At 65.3% G+C, this 16,354-nt stretch carries 10 protein-coding genes and 2 pseudogenes; 5 read left to right on the top strand and 7 right to left on the bottom strand.

Annotation, left to right across the window (positions count from 1 at the left end; genetic code table 11):
• Window positions 1-111 precede the first annotated feature (111 nt).
• The 3 genes from AC6I6U_RS20185 to AC6I6U_RS20175 all read left to right on the top strand — a co-directional run bounded on the left by AC6I6U_RS20185 (window position 112) and on the right by AC6I6U_RS20175 (window position 1,240).
• Window positions 112-516, top strand: coding sequence for a nuclear transport factor 2 family protein (locus tag AC6I6U_RS20185; RefSeq protein ID WP_497877789.1), 405 nt, complete (start codon window positions 112-114; stop codon window positions 514-516).
• 28 nt (window positions 517-544) lie between these two features.
• Window positions 545-925, top strand: a complete 381-nt coding sequence (locus AC6I6U_RS20180) for a putative quinol monooxygenase (RefSeq protein WP_497877788.1) — start codon at window positions 545-547, stop codon at window positions 923-925.
• A 99-nt stretch (window positions 926-1,024) separates the two neighbouring features.
• Complete coding sequence (locus AC6I6U_RS20175; protein WP_497877787.1) at window positions 1,025-1,240, top strand: DUF3079 domain-containing protein; 216 nt, start codon at window positions 1,025-1,027, stop codon at window positions 1,238-1,240.
• 4 nt (window positions 1,241-1,244) lie between these two features.
• Here the strand turns inward: AC6I6U_RS20175 and AC6I6U_RS20170 are convergent, their stop codons facing one another.
• The 5 genes and pseudogenes from AC6I6U_RS20170 to AC6I6U_RS20150 all read right to left on the bottom strand — a co-directional run.
• Complete coding sequence (locus AC6I6U_RS20170) at window positions 1,245-2,597, bottom strand: hypothetical protein (protein WP_497877786.1); 1,353 nt, start codon at window positions 2,595-2,597, stop codon at window positions 1,245-1,247.
• Window positions 2,594-8,911: an AAA domain-containing protein gene (locus tag AC6I6U_RS20165; RefSeq protein WP_497877785.1), complete on the bottom strand. Its 6,318-nt coding sequence runs from the start codon at window positions 8,909-8,911 to the stop codon at window positions 2,594-2,596. Before AC6I6U_RS20165 ends, AC6I6U_RS20170 begins: the two co-directional genes overlap by 4 nt.
• Window positions 8,912-8,916: 5 nt before the next feature.
• The gene (locus AC6I6U_RS20160) at window positions 8,917-9,570 is read right to left on the bottom strand and encodes a 4Fe-4S single cluster domain-containing protein (protein ID WP_497877784.1); all 654 of its coding nucleotides are present in this window, start codon (window positions 9,568-9,570) and stop codon (window positions 8,917-8,919) included.
• A 2-nt stretch (window positions 9,571-9,572) separates the two neighbouring features.
• Window positions 9,573-11,405, bottom strand: a complete 1,833-nt coding sequence (locus AC6I6U_RS20155; RefSeq protein WP_497877783.1) for an AAA family ATPase — start codon at window positions 11,403-11,405, stop codon at window positions 9,573-9,575.
• A 93-nt stretch (window positions 11,406-11,498) separates the two neighbouring features.
• Window positions 11,499-12,455 (bottom strand): annotated as a pseudogene (locus AC6I6U_RS20150) (amino acid permease); the annotation flags it as partial.
• Between AC6I6U_RS20150 and AC6I6U_RS20145 the strand changes: the two are divergent.
• A pseudogene (locus tag AC6I6U_RS20145) lies at window positions 12,451-12,618 on the top strand (Lrp/AsnC ligand binding domain-containing protein); the annotation flags it as partial. The pseudogenes AC6I6U_RS20150 and AC6I6U_RS20145 overlap by 5 nt on opposite strands.
• A gap of 18 nt (window positions 12,619-12,636) precedes the next feature.
• On the opposite strand, the gene AC6I6U_RS20140 reads toward AC6I6U_RS20145, so the two are convergent.
• Together AC6I6U_RS20140 and AC6I6U_RS20135 are read right to left on the bottom strand one after the other, a co-directional pair.
• Window positions 12,637-13,911 (bottom strand): MFS transporter, encoded by a 1,275-nt coding sequence (locus tag AC6I6U_RS20140; protein WP_497877782.1) that lies wholly within the window; start codon window positions 13,909-13,911, stop codon window positions 12,637-12,639.
• A gap of 182 nt (window positions 13,912-14,093) precedes the next feature.
• Window positions 14,094-15,548, bottom strand: coding sequence for a glycoside hydrolase family 28 protein (locus tag AC6I6U_RS20135; RefSeq protein ID WP_497877781.1), 1,455 nt, complete (start codon window positions 15,546-15,548; stop codon window positions 14,094-14,096).
• Between the two features lie 206 nt (window positions 15,549-15,754).
• Here AC6I6U_RS20135 and AC6I6U_RS20130 point away from each other — a divergent pair, with 206 nt between their 5' ends.
• Entirely contained in the window at window positions 15,755-16,348 is a 594-nt protein-coding gene (locus tag AC6I6U_RS20130; protein ID WP_497877780.1) for a LemA family protein, read from the top strand.
• Window positions 16,349-16,354: the final 6 nt, after the last annotated feature.

Below are 16,354 nucleotides of genomic sequence, written 5' to 3'. Positions count from 1 at the left end.
ACGGTGGCTTTCTATCTTTGATATTTTGGTTTCTGAGGTCCTTGGTTAAAGTTGATCCCGTCGCCGCCAGTCACTGGCCGCCAACGAATCGACCACTCAAGGACACCTCCGATGAAAACTGCCGTACAACTGTTCCAGAGCTACCTGGACGCCATCCAAGACCCCCGTGCCGCCGCCGAGCTGTTCGCCCAGGACGGTGCGCTGGAAATTCCCTACCTGCAATCGCTGGGCATCACCAGCCGCGTCGAGGGCCCGCAGCAGATCGAGGGCTTCATCGCCTCGCTGCTCGGCAAGGTGCCGGACTTCAAGTTTCGTCGCATCCGCTTCCTGATCGACACCCCGGACCAGGCCTTCGCCGAGTACGACGTCGAAGCTCTGGTACCGGCTACCGGCCGTATCTATCGCCAGTCCTACGCCGGCCGGCTGGTCGCCCGTGACGGCAAGATCCAACTGCTGCGCGAGTCGCTGGATACCGTCGCTGCTGCCACCGCTTTCGCGCCCAATGACGCCGCCTGATTACCCTTTCGATACCTGGAGAATGACCATGCAAGCCTTTCAGAAAGATGCTGCATCCGACCACGACAAGACCCTGCCGACCCAGATCCTGGTCAGCGCCTACTACCGTGTCCACCCCGATGACCGGCAGACCTTCATCGACGCGGTGATCCCGGAAATGCTCGCCGCCCAGAAGCTGCCAGGCTGCATCTACTACGCCTTTGCCCAGGATCTGACCAACCCGAACACCTTCCACCTCACCGAAGGCTGGGCCGACGAAGCCGCCTACGAGCGCCATGAACACTCGGAGACCTTCCTGCATGCGCTGGCGACGGTGGTCAGGGAAGTGCGGATTCTCGATCGCGAAGGCATTCGCTACGATGTCGCCAAGCAACACATCGACGATCCGCGCGGCAAGGTCGCCCAGTAACCGCACCCTCCCGATTGGCGTCCTTGACCGAAATCAAGGCGCCAACCCGCTCTGCGCGCTAGCTTGAAGGCCACTTCCGTTCGCCCTGCGAGGAACGCCATGGCCAAGCCTTTCCCCATCAACCCCAAGCATCCCGAACGTATCTGCTGGGGCTGTGATCGCTACTGCGCCACCCACGCGCTGGCCTGCGGCAACGGTGCGGACCGCACCATGCATCCGGCCGAGATGTTGGGCGAGGATTGGTACCTGCATGGTGACTGGGGGATCGAACCGATCCCGGTCAAGGAACTGCCGGTGGATGACCCGGCAGGTTGATTACCTAGGTCCTGGTGCTGGTGGTCGCCTTGGCGGAGTCAGCGGCTTGCGGCTCCGCAGCCGCCACCACCTTCAGTTCGACCTGGCCGATCTCCAGGGCCTGTTCGATGCTCAGGTCGCCGCCCTGGCTCTTCAGCAGCGCTTGCAGCCGCTGGAACTCCCCACACCAGATGGTCTCGATGTCGCGGTCGCGTGTCTTGTCACGATCGTGGCTCATGGCTACGGCGCGAACTTGCAGGCGACCGGTGTCGGCCTTGCCGCCGACCTCGACGCCAAACCCCGGCGTGGCCGTCTTGCGCAGCACCACACGACCGGTCTGGGCCCAGGCGGTCTCCATGCCTTCACGGGTTTCGTAGCCCAGGCTGGCCAGCCCCTGCAAGACTGCCTGGCGACGGGCAACCGCCGCTTGTGCCTGCAAATGGGCGGCGATCGCGGCATTGCACTGTTCGATCAGTTCGGCCATCTGTTGCGGGTCCGCTTCGCCACGGGCGATCTGTTCCAGCAACGGCTGGTGGGCCGCGTCCTGCAGCGCCGCCACTTCCGTGGCGAGATCCTGCAACTGGTTGAAGTGCGCTCGTTGCTGCTGGTAGCGGCGCGTGGCGTGGGCCAGGTCGAGTACCAGGCTGTCGAGCAGCAGGTTGCGTGTCTGCGGGCGGGACTCGGCTTCGGCCTGCGCCAGTTTCAGGACAAACGTTTCGGCAGCCTGGGCGCCTTGCAGCAGTTGCAGTTCGGCAATGTGTCGGTCGATGCGCAGCAGGCGCACATCCCGTGAGTCGTCGAGCGGCTGGTTGGCGATCCAGTCGGCGAGCGACGGTGCCGGCGCGTCACTCTTGAGTCGTTGGGCGAGGGCGTGTTGCTCCGTGCCGAGAGTTTCTTTCTCGGGGGCAGTGGCCAGCAGCGCGAAACCCTTGGCCAGCAGAGAATCGGCGTCTTCGCGCCGAGCGCCCTGGGCCAGCTCGCCGACCTCCTGCAACAACTCGCTGGTGGCCAGTCCAGGCTTGGCCCGCAGGGCCTGAAGCAGGGTGGCGGCGTTTTCGTGGACGCGCCGCTGTTGCTGGCGCTTTTGCGTCGCACGGATGATGGCCCGCTCCTCACGTTCTTCCAGGTCGCGCTCCAGGTAGTCGATTTCGACGGGTACGGCCTTTTGCAGTTCGCGCAACTGATCCTGCTGCAGCAACGCCTGCAGGCGCTCATGCCGGGCCACGGCGGCGGCGCGGTCGGTCTCGCTCAGTTCGCCGATCCTGCCGGCCTGCACCTGCCAGCGCTCAAGGGCGATCGCCAGGCGCTTGAGGTGGGCTTCGCAGATCGCCACGATCTCTTCCCGGGTGACGATGCGAACGACTTTCGGTCCACTCATGCGCTGGTCTCCGTTGCGGTTGCCGGGTTGTGCGGCTGGGGTTCGAGGGCAGGTTGCAGGGCGTTTTCGATGGCCGCCCGGAGCAGGGCGCGCTCGTTGTCGCCATCGTGGTACCAGCCATGGGACGAGACCCGGTGCAGGCTCGGGATGGCCCGGTGCAGCACCGATGGCCGCCAGATTTCCCTGGCGCGGGCGCGGTTCAGCAGCGCATGGCAGGGCGAATCGCATTCGATGCCGATGGCGTAGAGCCCCGTGGTCGGGTTCTCGATCGCGAAGTCCAGGCCGAAGGCATCACCCTCGTTGGCGCCGGTGGCTTGCCAGCCGAGGGACTGGATGTACTCGCCGACGGTGCTGACGAAGCCGTCGCGCTGTTGCTGCTGGCGGCGCCGGGCCTCGCTGCGGTCGGTCTGCAGGCGGTTGAGCAGGCTGGCACCGCTGGCGAACTCCCCGGACGACAGGCTGCGGGCGTATTCCAGGTAACCCTGCAGGTAGTCGCGGGGACTGTTGGGCGCGCGGTGGGTGTTGAGCATGTCGGAGATATCGGCGATCGGCATCGAGGTGATAAGCACCACCTTCCGGCGGGCACGGGTGACGGCCACGTTCAGCCGCCGTTCGCCGCCTTTCTGCCCCAATACGCCGAAGCTGCGACGGAAGGCGCCCTGGCCGTTACGACCGAAGGTGGTGGAGAAGACGATGATGTCGCGCTCGTCACCCTGGACGTTTTCCACGTTCTTGACGAACACCGACATGTCTTCGCCGTCCTCCAGGCGTTCGCGCTCCTGGGCATAGGCCTGGCGGAACAGCTCGTCTTCCTCGGCGCGCCGTTCCAGATGCTCCTCGATCAGGTCGGCCTGCTTGCGGTTGAAGGTGACCACGCCAATGGAGGGGCGCTGGTCGTAGGGCTGGCGCCACAGTTCGGCAAGATGTTCGACGACCCGTTCGGCTTCCCGTTCGTTGCTCTGGTTCTGGTAGAGCCCGTTCACCTGGATCAGCTCCAGGGGCTTGATCCGCAGGATATTCGCCTGGGGATGACGCACCGGCACGCTCAGGCGATTGCCGTAGAACGACGCGTTGGAGAAACCTATCAGCTCGCGGTAGGCCGAGCGGTAGTGGATCTCCAGGGTGGTGCTGGGCAGGACGTTGCGGGCCAGTTGCAGCAGGTCCGGGCAGTCCTTGATTTCCCGGCGGTTCCAGGTGTCCTCGAAGGCTTCGCGTTGCTCTTCGTCGGCGTCCTCGTCGGGCATGTCGCCATCGAACAGCTCGGCTTCGTCGCTCTCGACCCGGCTTGAGAAGAACGCGGTCGGTGGCATCTGCTTCTCGTCGCCACTGACCACGGTGACCTGTCCGCGATAGAGGGTCGGCAAGGCAAACTCCACCGGCATCTGCGAGGCTTCGTCATAGATCACGATGTCGAACAGGCCGGCCCTGAGCGGCAGTACACGGCTGGCCACGTCGGGGTTCATCAGCCAGACCGGGCGCAGGTTCATGAGGCCCAGTTCCGAACCCATTTCGATGAACTCGCGCAGGCGTCGCGAGCGCTTGCCGGTCAGGCGGGTGACGTCTTCCCACTGCTTGCGGCTGCCCAGGCGGGCAGGGTCGATGCCCTTGCCGAGCAGCTCGCGGTTGAGCCGGCGCATCTGGATATCGGCTTCGGCGAGGCCGGCGATCTTCGCCCTGGCTTCGTCCTGGCCGAACAGCAGTTCCGGGTTGGCCTGTTCGATCCGGTGCTTCCAGCCCAGCCGGGCTTCCCGGTTGAGCAGCCGGCGCACGGCGCTTTCGAGCTGTTCGGCGGGGATCTGTTCGAGCTTGTCCTGTATCTGGCGCAGCACGGCGAGCAGTTCGAGGTCGGCCTGGCCAAGTTGACCGGCGCGCCCGCGAAAACGCTGGTAGGCCGCCAGTGCGGGCAGGTCCTGCTGCAAGCGGTTCAGGGTCAGCAGATTGCTTTCGTTGCGGCTGACGGCACTTTGTAGTGCCTGGCGCAGCGCTTCGCCGATCCAGTCGGCCAGTGCGGTGAGCCGATCCAGGCTGTGCTGGCGTGCACCCTGGCGGATGAGGGCGGCGTCCAGGTCCTTGAGCAGCGCTTCGAAGCTCTGCTTCTGGCCGGTGAGTATGGCGGTATCGACCTGCTCTGGGCGTGGTGCCAGCGCCAGGCCCTGGGCCAGTGCCTGGATTTCCCGCAGGTGGCGGATATCCAGGCTGGCCAGGCTCTCCAGTTCCAGCCGGACGTTCTGGGCAATCGCTTCCAGGCCCAAGGCCTGACGTGCGGCGTTCAGTGCCGCATGCAGCGGGCGTGCATGGGTTTCCAGTTCGGTGGCCGCCAGCAGCGCCGGCAGGCGCGAATCGTCGGCCTGTGCGTCGTGGCTGCGCAGGAAGGTGCGCAGGCGGCTGCGCCGCAGCAGGTGCAACGGGTTGATCCGGGCCAGCCAGGACGTGGCGTTCAGCACCTGGCCGGTCTGTACCCGCAAGCGCTCCAGATCCTTGTCGGCAAGGCCGCTGAGCGCCGGGGAGTGGGCCGGCAGGTAGTGGCCGGGGTCCAGCTGACGCAATTGCTGTTCGATATCGCCCAGCTCGGCGAGCAGGGTTTCCCCGCGCAGCGTCTGCGCCGTTTCGTTGCGGCGAAACAGCGGCAGCCAGCGGGCGAGGCGCTGGCGCTGTTCCTCCTTCAGGCCCAGCAGCGCCTCGACATGCCCGGCCATCCAGGCGCGGTAGGGCGTCGGGTCATCGACTTCGAAACTCGACAGGTGCTCCTGCAACACGCTCTGGCGGGCTGTTTCCGCCGCGACAAAGCCTTGCAGGCATTCGGTGAAGGCTTGCAGGGTCGCCGGGTCTGCGGCGAAGGCTTGCAGTTGCGCCAGTGCGCTGCCTTCGAAACGGGCCGGCAACCAGAGACGGATCAGTGGCGCACAGTTTTCCTCAAGCCGCGTCAGGCTGCCGATATCCAGTGCCGCCAGGCGCTGGCGCAACGCCGGGAAATCCAGGGGAGGGCTGCCTTGTTCCAGTTCGATCAGCTCGCCCAGCAAGCCGCGATAGCTGATGCCGGTGGGTTCATCGATGCGATGGAGGCTCTGGTGGAAACGATCCAGCTCGCCCTCCAGGGTTTCGATCCGGGCTGCCAGGCGCTCGCGCTGGCGTTGCCAGTCAGTGGCCCAGGCGCCATCGATGAAGAGTGCTTCCAGTTGTTCGCGGATGCTGCGAATGACCGGCTCGCGGTCGCGGTTGACGTCGTTGAGCATGACAATGCGCTGGCCCAGGCCTTCGGCGACCAGGCGCTTGTGCACCACTTCGAGCGCGGCGTGCTTCTGGCAGACGATGAGCAGGCTGCGCTGGCGGCCAATGGCATCGGCCACCATGTTGACGATGGTCTGGCTCTTGCCGGTGCCTGGCGGACCCTCGACCAGCAGCCCCGGGCTTTGCCGGGCGCGCAGTACGGCGGCCTCCTGGGAGGGGTCGCTGGCCACGGTGAAGAACCGCTGCAGTTCGGGCGGCGCCTCGACGGTCTGTACTTCACCGGGCTCCTTGAGGCGCAAGGCGGTTTCCAGGCCGGTACCGCCCGGCGACATCGACTTCAGTTGGCGCAGGTCCTCGCCGATCGCCTGGCCCATGAAGGTCACGTGGAACAGCACGGCGGCGCAGGCCAGCTCGTCCTTGTACGGTGTCACTTCGATGCTGGTGGGCGGCAATGCGGTCAGGGCTCTTGACTGGCTCGTGGCGAGCATGCCGAAGGCGTCCATGACATCGGCGGTACGGATCGCCGAGCGGCCCAGCAATTCATCCGCCGTCTTGCGCCATTGCTTGCAGGCTTCGGGGCCGAGCAGGCTTTCGAGTGCCGGGTTGAGCCGGACTTCCTCGCGCTCACCGTCGAAGGCCAGCGCCACCTGGGCACGGCTGCCCACTTCGACGATCAGTTTCACCGGCCACAACAGCAACGGCACGATGCGTGGGCGGGTATTGCCACGGGCGTCACGACTGAGCAGGAATGGGAAACCCAGGTACAAACCGTCGATGCCGGTATCGCGCTTGTACAGCGAGCTTTGCCGTTGCAACGCATGGAGCCGTGATTCCAGTTGCGCGTTGGCCAGGAAGCTTTCCGGGTCGAGGCTGACCGAGCGGGCGTTGCGCAACAGCAGGTGATCGAGCAGGGCGGCGGCGGGGCGCCGCTCGCTGTCCAGCTCCTGAAGATCGACCCGCGCGGTGGTCTTGCCGATGCTCATGCGCACCAGCGGTCCACGCATGACTGCGGTGACGACCTTCTTCTCGAAGAAATCGAGGATCTGCGAGACATACTGCTGCTTCTGCGGCTCCAGCCATTGCTCGGCGGGAATCGCCAGCAGTACCAGGGCCCTGGCCAGGGGCATGCGCCGCTCCAGGCGGAACTGTTCCGCCCATTCGTCCACCACCGGCACACCGCTGCAGGCGAAACCGCTGATGCGCTCGTCGACGGCGCGATAGAGTTCCTGCCGGGGATGCTCCAGCAGGGCCGTGGCGCTGTCGACGTCGAACAGCCGGACCTCGGCGTCCCTGGCCAGGCCGGCCGCCTCCTCGACGATCGCCGTGGCCGCGCGGAACTGGCTGATGTTGGCGCTGAGCAGGACGATCAGGTCCTCTTCGGCGATTACCCGGCGTTCCGACAGCGCTTGCAGGCCCGGATGCTCGGTGTCCGGCAGCAGGCGCTGGCGCTCCTGCCACTGGGCGGCCAGGCGCGCGCGGGAGGTGGACAACAGATAGATGCGCAGGTGCTCTTCATCGACCTCGATGTGTTGGTGCAGCGCTCGCTGGCGAACGTTCTGCGCGCGCATGCTGAGCCGTGACAGCCAGCTTTCGGTCTGCAACTGTTCGAGCAGGTCGGGCAGCGAGCCGCTGATCAGGCGATAGCCTTCCAGCGGATGATCCAGCAGCCAGCCCGGCGTGACAATTTCCCCGCGATAGATCAGCGGGATTTCGCCGTTGAGCAACTTGAGAGCCAGCATCAGCCGGAAATCGTCCTCGATGCCTTCGTGCTGGGCCACCTGGCGCAAACCGGCCAGCAGCCGGGGCTCCAGGCCGATGTGTTCGGCCCAGGTGACTATTACGCCACGCAGCAGGTGGTCGAGGGCCTGGGCCCAGTTGTCCGCCTGGGCGGCCGCGAGGGCGAATACCGACGGCTTGCGAAAGCGTTGGCTGCCCAGGGTGATGGCGGCGCCTTCGTCGTCATCCTGCTCACTATAGGACGAGGCCGGAGCCTCTACCGGCACGCCATTGAGCCAGTCCTGCACCTGTGGCCACTGCCAGCGCTGGTGGCGGTCACGGGCCAGCAGGCCGCGCAGCAGCAGGTTCAGTCGCGGGTCGAGGTCGCCGGGAATCGGTACGCCATTGGCCAGCACGTGGATGAGGAAGGCGTTTGGATTGATGCCTTCGAAGCAGGCGCCCTGGGTCAACTGCTCGAGCAGGATCATCCCCAGGCTCCACCAGTCCGAGGCCGGGGCCACGCCACCGGCGATCGCTTCGGGGGCCATGTAGCGGCTGGTTTCCAGCGGGGAAACGATGTCCAGGTCGAACTCGGACAGTCGTGCCGAACCGAAGCCGCTGATCACCAGGTCCAGCGGTTCGCGACTGCGCACCAGCAGGCTGGCGGGACGCAGGTCGCGGTGGCGTAGGCCGGCTTCGTTGAAGGCATGCAGGGCCTGGCCCAGCTCGCCGACCACATGGCGGACCGCCGCGTCGTCGCCGACGACGATGCCGAGATCGGCCAGCGTGCCGCCAGTCAGTTCCTCGATCACCTCGTAGGCGCGCTCGTCCCAGCGGCCGGTGGCGAGAATTTCCGGGACATGCTCGCGGGGCAGCCGGCGAATCACGTCGTAGATGGCCGGGTCCGGTTCGGCGCCGGGGCGGTACAGGGTCAGAACCGCCTGCTGGCCGCTGTCCCCGTGCTGGGCCAGGTAGCGTTCACGGATGCCATCGGTCTGACTGATCTGGCGCAGCAACTGCCAGCCATCGACCAGTGTGGCGCTGTCGGGCTGTTGCTGTGGCGTCTCGATATCAGCCGGCTGTAGCGCTGGCTCGGACGTAGCGGGCCCGCTGCCACATTCATGGCACATCAGGTCGCCGGCCTCCATGGGGTGGCCATTCTCGCAGAGGGCTGCGGGGGCTACCGTGGTGGCTTCGCTGCTGGCCGGGGCTAGGTCGGCCTCGGTAATGACCGGCTGGGGGCGCCAGCCATCGGGATGGATGGCCTCGCCGGAGAGATCCCAGCCGCAGGCATGCTCACCGATGGAGCCTTCGCAGAAGATTTCCGCGAGCTGGCGCTCGGAGTGGCAGTTCGGGCAAAAACGAATCATTGATATCACTTCCCTTGGCGAGGCCGCGAAGTATGGGCGCTCAGCTGTAGTTGGTGGCCTTGGTCCTGGAGCAGGTCGCGCAGGCGCAGCAGGTCGTCACGCTGGGGAACACCGGCCATCCAGACGCTGCCATCGTCGGCGAACATCAGGTCCAGGGCCTTGTCGGCAGGGACCAGCTGGCGTTCGTAGGTGGCGAGGCGCTCGCGCCCCAGTTCGGTGAGCAGGCTCAGCCGCTGGTTGTCGCTGCCGCGCAGGGCCATCGATTGGGGGTGTTCCTGCAGGTACGGGTCGCTGATCAGGCCGTCGATCAAACCGCGGGCCTGCTTCAGTCTGGGTTCGAGCTGTTCCAGCGAGTAGCCGCTGTAGACCAGGATGTCGACGTTGCTCAGGCGTCGCAGTTCACTCAGCAGGGCCTGCAACGCCGCGAATTGTTCGAACGGCTCGCCGCCGGAGATCGTGATGCCCTCGGCTTCGGCCAGCCACGGTTGCAGGTCTGCCAACAGTTGCGGCAGGCCGATCCGCCAGCGGCCGGGGCCCCAGGTGTCGGCGGAAATGCAGCCGGGACAACGGATGCTGCAACCCTGGAACCAGATGCCCAGGCGCCGCCCCGGCCCCAGTGTGGTGACCGGAAAATGCACCCGCGACAGGCTCAGTTCCATCGTCAGCGACGTTCCAGGCTCAGGCCGTTGGCATCCAGGGCGGTAATCAGGAACGACTGGCCGGGCTGCGCATCCTGGTCGAACAGGGCTCGGGACAACGGATTGAGCAGGCGCGCCTCGAGCTGGTTGCGGATACCGCGGCCGCCATTGGACAGGTCGCGCAGGCACAGGTCATGCAACACCTGGCGGGCTGCGGGCGCCAGCTCGATGGTCAGTTGCTGGTCGCGCAGGTCGGCGAAGGTGCTCTCGACCATCTGGGTGAAGATCTGCTCGGCGACATCCTCGCGAATGAAGTCGAAGACGATGATGTTTTCGCCGATACGGTTGAGGATTTCCGGGCGGTTGAGCACCAGCTTGAAGTAGCGGTCGATCTCGCCGTGGACCTTGTCGCGAACCGTTTCGAAGGGCTCGCCCGGTAGGACGTTGGCCGCGCGTTCGCCGTTTTCGCCCTGGCGGTAGATGCCCAGGTTCGAGGTGAACACGATCAGCGCCTCGGAGAAATACACCCGGTCGCCGCGGCCGGAGGTCAGCACACCGTCGTCGAGGATCTGCAGGAACTTGTCGAGGATACGCGGGTGGGCTTTCTCGATTTCATCGAACAGCACCACGCTGAAGGGTTTCTCGCGGATGGCATTGGTCAGTTCGCCACCGACATCGTAGCCGACGTAGCCCGGTGGGGCGCCGATCAGGCGTTGGTCGGCATGTTCGGCGCTGAACTCCGACATGTCGAAGCGGATGTATGCACTTTCGTCGCCGAACAGCAGGCTGGTGATGGTTTTCGCCAGCTCCGTCTTGCCGACCCCGGTGGGCCCGGCGAGAAAGGCCACGCCTCGGGGGCGATTGCCCTTGCGGCTGGCACCGACGCCGGTCATCGCCCGCTTGACGATGTCGAGCATGTGGGTCACGGCGTGGGCCTGGCCCTTGACGCGCCGGCGCACGATCTCGTCGGCCTGGCGGATGCGTTGCCGGTCGATCTTCAGCCAGGGGTCTTCGGTGACCCCGACCTTGTAGCGGCGCACGGCATCGGTGATGCGTTCCATCGGCACGTCTTCCACCCGGGCCAATTGGGCAATGGCGCTCAGGTCGAGCAGCAGCAGGCCCTCGGTGTTTTCGACGAAGGCGTCGATGGCGGCCTGGCGTTCCTGTTCGCTGGCCTCGGGCTTGCTCGACAGCCCCTTGAGCAGGGCGGGAGCCAGGGCGCGGCGGGCGATCTGGTCGGGTTTGGACACGGGGATGTGGCGCAGGCGCGGGTTGTCGACCAGCAGCCAGTCGGGCAGGTCAACTTCCTTTTCCACTACCCACAGCACGCTGTTGAAGAACGGCTTGCGCTGTTCGCCGGCCGGGCGACTGCGGGTCTGGTGCGACATTACCAGGGCCTGGGTGAACAACTGGTGCTCGGCCGCGCTCAGCGAATCGTTGCGCACCACCAGGCGGGAAGCGAAGTCGATGATCAGGGCGATCGGCTCGCCAGCGCGATTGACCAACCGTTGCAGGGTGGCCCCGAGCAGGTCGATACCGGCTGGCGCGACGCCGTCCACCGGGGTGAGGCCCAGTTCGGTAAGCAGGGCATGCCCGGTGGCCGGGTCGTTGCCCGGTCGTCCGGGGACGCGGAACCCGGTCACCGGGTCCCAGCTGACCACTTGGGCATAGCCGCTGTTGAGGAGGGCATCGCACAGTGCCTGGTTGAAACTCTGGGCCGTGACCGTGCCGGGGGCCACTTCGCAGGCTTGCAGGTCGCGAATGTTCCCCGACAGGACGAATTGGCTTTTCAGCGGCAGGAAGCGCAACAGGTCGCGCGTCCAGCGTGGCGGTTCAAACGGAGCATTCCCTGGCATTGGCGACTCGCAGCTGTGATGATCTGCGTAGGATGTTACCTACAAGATGTCCTCCTTAATACCATCTTTGGGTCAGAAAAGGCGTTCCCTGTCTTAATGCCTTTCCAGCGAGGCGGGGGCAGTGGCCGCGACTGGCTGAAGCGTTTTCCTGCGCGGGTAAGCCACGACCAGGAACAGGAACCACAACGGCATGAAGTACAACGCCGTGCGGGTATCCGGCCGCAGGGCCAGCAGGCAAAGCACGAACATCAGGAACACGAAGGTGGCGACGGCCATTGGTACGCCGCCTGGCAACTTGAAGTTCGAGCGCTGGTGGGCTGCCGGGTTCTTGCGGCGATAGGCGATGTAGGCGGCGAGGATCATCGACCAGGTGAAGATCACCAGGATCGCCGAGATGGTCGAGATCAGCGTGAACATCGTCATCACCTCGGGAATGATGAACAGCAGGGCCAGGCCGAACAGCATGCGGCAACCGGAGTACACGCCGCTGTTGGCCGAGGAGGCGGCCGAGGTGAGTACGACGAAGTTGATCATGCCGGCCGCTGCGGGGAAGCCGGCGAGCAGGAACAGTTCGACGAACGGGCTGCGGTTGGCCGGCACTTCGGCCCAGGACACCACGCTGATGATGCACACCAGGGCGAAGATGTAGAACAGCAGGATGCGCCAGGGAATGGTGTTGATCGCCTTGGGTAGCGTCCGCTCGGGGTTCTTCGCTTCGGCGGCGGTGGTGCCGATCAGTTCGGTGCCGGCGAAGGAAAACACGGCGATCTGGAAACCGGCGAAGAAGCCGCTGAGGCCGTGGGGCAGGATCGACTGCGGCTCGACCATGTGGCCGAAGGAGGCGACCACGCCGTTGGGCGAAGTGTACGAGGTGCCGATCAGGAACAGCGCGGTGAGGATCAGCAGGACGATAGCCGCGATCTTGATGATGGCGAACCAGAACTCGACCTCGCCGAACACCCGCACCGCGAGCATGTTCAGCCCCAATAGCAGGAACAGGGTGAAGAATGCCGGCATCCAGGCGGGTACGTCGGGGTACCAGTACTTGACGGGGGAGGCCGATTATGTGCTGACCGTGTTGGCCGCCGACCTGGAGAGCTATGGGCGTTTTGTCGAGGACGTGCTGCGCCGCCAGCCGGGCATCTCATCGATCCAGTCGAGCCTGGCGCTGCGCGAGGTCAAGGCGGTGACCCGCATCCCCGTGGACGGGTAGCGGGCCTCAGCCAACCGTTTACCGCGCCGGGGTGGGTTGTTCCGCGGCTTCGTGAGCCTCTACTGCTTCGGTCAGGTCCTGGGTCATGCGCAGTTCCACGCCGGTTGCCGAGTACTGGCTGGCGGCGGCGAACGGCGCGGCGGCGACGGTCACCGGGTGCGCGCGGCGACGCCAGACGAAGAACATCACCAGCGCCAGGTTGAGCACCGCGAACGCCCAGAACAGTCCGGACGGGCCGGACCATTCCATCAGCGGCGAAATGGCCAGGGGGCTGACCGCCGAACCGAGGGAGTTGATCAGCAGCAGGCCCTGGATCATCCGTACCAGGGCGCCGGACGGTGCGCTGTCGGCGGCGTGGCTGACCGACACCGGATACACCGCGAACACGCTGCCGCCGAGCAGGAACATCACTACCAGCATCGGCCAACCCGAAGGTGGCAGCAGCAGGGCGATCGCCGACAGCACCACGCAGGCGGCGGCGAGCACGATCAGTACGGTCTGGCGGTCCTTGCGGTCGGACCAGCGCCCCACCGGGTATTGCAGCACCATGGCGCCGAAAATCACTGCGGCCATGGTCTGGCCGACTTCGGTGGCGCTCAGCCCGACTTTTTGCAGGTACAGCGGCAGCAGGGTGTACACCGCCGCAATGATCACGCCGGAGCCGAAGCAGCCCATGACGCCGGTCGGCGTGATGCGGATCAGTTGGCCGGCCGGCAGCGGTTCGGCACGCTCGACCAGCGGGGTGACCCGCGGAATCATGGCGATCGGTACCAGCGACAGCGAGGCGAGCATGGCCGCGATGGTGAACGGCACGCTTTCACTGGCGCTCATGACCGGGCCGAGGCTCATCTGGCCGATCAGGCCGGCGCCGTACAGGGCAATCATGTACACCGCCAGCAGGCGCCCACGGATCTTCGGCTCGGCCACCAGCAGCAACCAGCTTTCCACCACCAGGTACACCCCGACGAGCGCCCAGCCGCCGATCAGGCGCAGGCCGGACCACACCCACGGGTCGTGGCTCAGGCCCTGCAGGGCGATGGTCACCGCGATCACCGCGGCGAAACAGCTGTAGGCGCGGATGTGGCCGATGCGCACGATCAGCCGCTCGTTGAAGATCGAACCGAGGGTCAGGCCGACGAAGTAGGCCGACGACACCACGCCGATCATGCTCGCGGAAAACCCCATGGCATCCAGGCGCAGGGTGGTCAGGGACGACATCAGTGCGCTGCTGATGCTGATGATGAACAGACCCAATAGCGGTGCCAGCGCCGTGGCCAATAATTGCGGGGACATGATGACCTCAGGAAACGGACGAAATGACGGTTGTTGCAGGCGGGGGTTTTATAAGAGTTCTGGGCTGGCAACGCAGGCGCGAATCTTAACGGGCGCGAATGCGCAAAAGAAGACGCCATGGTGCGATTTTCGGCACTGTCGTCGGATGTGTGATGATTTGTCGCAGGTAGAGGGGTGGACGGCTATCGCGGATTCCAGCCATCGGCCCCCGCGAGCAACCGTGACGCGTCGGCGCTGGGCCGGTCGCCTGGGTGTGCGGCGTCGATTGCATCCTGTACATGCCGATAGCGTTCGTTCGTACTGACCTTGAGCGCGCCCGGAGAATCGGTAGCGCCCGGGAAGTTCGTCCAGCGCTGGTCGCAGCTCGACACCCTCGAATGACCGGCCTGCGCGGCGAGTCCAGGCACGGCCGGGCTGACACCGCCGGCGCCGACCTTGATGTCGGCGCGGCTGACCTGCCACTGCGCGGTCGAGGCGAAGTGGACGTCGTCCAGGGTCATGCCGATTGCCGGCGAGGCGCCGCTTGCCTGTATGCGCAGGATTCCATCGGCGCCCTGGACATGCTGCAGGCTGATGTCGCGGTAGACCGGAATGGCGTTGCCGGCAGCGTCCCTGGCATAGGCCGTGTCGATATCGATCGGCTGGCGGTTGTTGCGCAGGCAGATGTCCTGGTAGCGAATGTCCTGGACAAGCCCGCCCCGCGAGGCATCGCTCTTGATCCGGATACCCGAGGTGGTGCCATCGAGGGTCAGCCCGCGCACCAGCACATCGGACACTCCCGAGGTGGTTTCGCTGCCGATCGACATGCCATGCCCGCTGTAGAAGTGGTTGTCGAGGATCGATATATGTCGGCTGGGCCCCTGGGAGCCGGCCTTGATGGCGACGTTATCGTCACCGGTGCGAATGGAGTTGTGGGCCAGGGTGACGTTGCTCGAACCCATGGGGTCGATGCCGTCGGTGTTGCGTGCGTCGGCGGCGGTGTCGATGACCAGGCCCCAGGCCGTGAAGCCATCGACCTGATAGGCGACCACGTGGAAGTTGGCGGCGTTGTGCAGGCGCAGGCCATAGAGAGTGATGTCGCGGGAGCGGTCGATCTCGATCAGGCGCGGATTGTTCTGCTTGCCGTTCTGCTTCTGAGCCAGGCGTGCCAGTTGCCACCAGCTCTGGTTGCGACCCTGGATAGGCTTGTCGCCCTGGCCGTCGATTTCGCCCTGGCCGACGATCGCACTGCCGTGGGCCCGATCGATGTGGATGAAGGGGCGGCAGCCGTTGCCCTTGTCGTCGATGCGGCCGCAGGTTCCGGCGCCGGCGTCGTAGGCCCTGGCATCGGTGGTGGCGGCCAGCACCACGGACTTGTCCAGCCACAGGGTCACGCCGGAGGGGATCTGCAAGGGACCGCTGGGGAACACCGCGTCATTCGCTCCGGCTTTCAGGCGCACGGCCTGGCCCTGGGGGCAGTGGTTCAGGGCATTCTGCAACCGGGCAGTTTCGCTTTGCCAGGTCGTGGCGAGCGGTTCGAGCGTTGCGCAGACCTGGCTGGGCAGGCGCGGCTCCTGGACGTGGCGGGTGTCTTCGGCCCAAACACTGTGGGTCATCAGCGAGAACAGCAGCGTGACAGCTATGGAAAGACGCGACATGAAGCGGCGTTGACCTGCATGGGAAAATGTCTGGTCATGATTGTGTGCCGCGCCGGGTTTGATCAAATGAAGATTTCGACCCGATTGGTAAAGCCGGTCGCGAAAGGAGGCAATCCGCAAAGCTGCCGGCCTCAGGCTTGCCTGCGCTTGCCATGGATTTTGCGCTAACATCGCCTCTCATTTTCTGACGAAGATAAGGACGTCGCATGACCACCACCCTGATCATCCTGGCCATCATTACTCTCCTGGTCTTCTATGTCATCGGCATCTATAACAAGCTGGTGACCTTGCGTAACCGCTTCAAGAACGCCTTCGCCCAGATCGAGGTCCAGCTCAAGCGCCGTCACGACCTGATCCCCAACCTGGTGGAAACCGCCAAGGGCTACATGGCTCACGAGCGCGGTACCCTCGAAGCGGTGATCAATGCGCGCAACCAGGCGGTGACCGGCCTCAAGGCCGCAGCCTCGAAGCCGGGCGATGCCGGCAGCATGGCCCAGCTGGGCAGCGCCGAAGGCCTGCTGAACAACGCGCTTGGCCGCTTGAACGTAACCCTTGAAGCCTACCCGGACCTCAAGGCTTCGCAGAACATGCAGCAGGTCAGCGAGGAACTGAGCAGCACCGAAAACAAGCTGGCCTTCGCCCGCCAGGCCTTCAACGATTCGGTGATGGAGTACAACACCTACAAGCAGACCTTCCCGCCGGTGTTCTTCGCCGCAGCCTTCGGCCATGGTGCCGATGCCAGCCTGCTTGAGTTCGCCGACAGCGCCGAGATCCAGGCTGCACCCAAGGTGTCGTTCTAATCTGCC

The sequence above is a fragment of the Pseudomonas sp. UTLPPB19802 genome (assembly GCF_059730225.1).
Note: the sequence above shows the minus strand (reverse complement) of the source record. Positions and strands in the feature narration are given on the sequence as shown.